This window comes from Vibrio ichthyoenteri ATCC 700023, from assembly GCF_000222605.1.
In the GTDB taxonomy this organism is placed as follows: Bacteria; Pseudomonadota; Gammaproteobacteria; order Enterobacterales; family Vibrionaceae; genus Vibrio; species Vibrio ichthyoenteri.
The window spans coordinates 1-1,531 of record NZ_AFWF01000123.1 but is presented as its reverse complement, the minus strand read 5'-3'; the positions used below and the strand labels follow the sequence as shown (position 1 = coordinate 1,531).

Here is a 1,531-nt window from a genome sequence, read left to right as displayed (position 1 = left end):
TTTCGGGCGCTTAATTTAGACCTGCCAATTATTAACCTTTCTGCGCGTTTTATGAATGGTTGGTCTATCTCAAATTGACCGCCTTGGGCGTTATGCCCTTGAAGCTCTCGCTCTTGGTGGTCATTCAACTGTTCAAGGTGGTTGTCATGGATTTAACTAAAACTGAATACTTCGCTGTAGTCCTTTTGTGTTTCTGTGGCATCACTTTTCTCTCTCATCTTTATCTTACTTCTGATGCATCTCCATCAGTTTATGCTGAGCTTGAAGAATTTTTTCAGGTTGAGGATTGCCGCCCTCTAATCATTGAATCGTATTCAGACGGTGTTGTTTCTCCTTCTGAATATCGTTTCATTAAAGGTTGCGTTGATGAGCAACCAAAGCGCGATTTCGCTTTTTTAGTTCTGGAGGCTAAATAATGTCTCTGTTTAGTTTGAAGCCGAATAAGAAACGACCAGTGTATTTTGAACGTCAATCCGATGGTTATTGGTGCGTCGTTGATGGGATGCCCGAGTATTTCAAAACTAAGCACGAGATGTACCTTTTTGCTTGTGAAGATGACCGTGAACTGATTGAAATTACGCACGAAAATGAATCTCAACTTCGCCAGTCCGGTGTCTTCTCGGTGAATCATGATGAATAAAACCATTATCGATTTCTTGAGTTTCTCTGGTTCCCCGTTGCTTTTACAGCGTTGTAAGGAGATGGCTAAACAACGCTTTGCCTTGGTTGAGCAAGATGAAAAGATTAAAAATGTTACCCCGTCACTGACTGCGGTGTCTGTTGGTAAGCGAGAGAAAACCAAGATTCGCTATTTTGCTGAAAATTTGGCTCAAGTTCTTAACTGCGTTGAGTCTGAGAACTTTGCCAACCGTGATTTGTATTTCGCAGCACTGAACAAAGAATTGATTGATGCCGATATCAAGCTGGCAACCAATTTAACCTTTAACGAATGTTATCAGCATCTTATTGCGAATATTGGCTTAGATATGCTGGATGTTCTTTGTCACGGTGAAATCGAGTCGTTCGTTGAGTTACTTAATAGTGAAATCACTGTCGAAGGTAACGTTTGGACACTAGAACGTTGCGGTGGCTTTGCTGGCTACACGCATTGCGCCAACTTACTTTGTAATGGTACTCAGGCTGGCAAGGTTGCATGGGGCGCGGCTAACTTTGGTTATTACGTATCTTTCTCTGGTAAAGGTTGCGCCGCTATTAAGATGGATGTTTTACACAAGGCATTAAAGCAGATGCCTGACGTTCGCCTAACTCGTGTGGATATCGCTTTTGATGATTTAGAGGGTCGCATTGATGTGACTGCTCTACGTAAAGCCTATAAGGCTGGCAAATTTATCACTCGTGGCGCTCCACCAAAATACGCTTATTTTGAATCAGGTTCTTTAGTAACCAGTGGTGACAAAAAGAAATACGGCATCGTTCCTGATGGTGGTCGAACGTTTTACGTAGGTAATCGCAAGAATGGAAAACTGTTCCGTGGCTATGAAAAAGGCAAACAACCGGTGTTTTTCAAGAC

At 42.3% G+C, this 1,531-nt stretch carries 3 protein-coding genes; all 3 read left to right on the top strand.

Annotated elements, in window-relative coordinates:
• Positions 1 to 146 precede the first annotated feature (146 nt).
• Positions 147 to 416 carry a hypothetical protein gene (locus RH85_RS10070; protein WP_006712116.1) on the top strand — a complete coding sequence of 90 codons (270 nt, stop codon included), beginning with the start codon at positions 147 to 149 and terminating at the stop codon, positions 414 to 416.
• Complete coding sequence (locus tag RH85_RS10065) at positions 416 to 640, top strand: hypothetical protein (RefSeq protein ID WP_006712115.1); 225 nt, start codon at positions 416 to 418, stop codon at positions 638 to 640. Before RH85_RS10070 ends, RH85_RS10065 begins: the two co-directional genes overlap by 1 nt.
• A partial coding sequence (locus tag RH85_RS10060; protein ID WP_241210385.1) for a replication initiation factor domain-containing protein occupies positions 630 to 1,531 on the top strand: 902 nt, incomplete at its 3' end. The genes RH85_RS10065 and RH85_RS10060, both read left to right, overlap by 11 nt.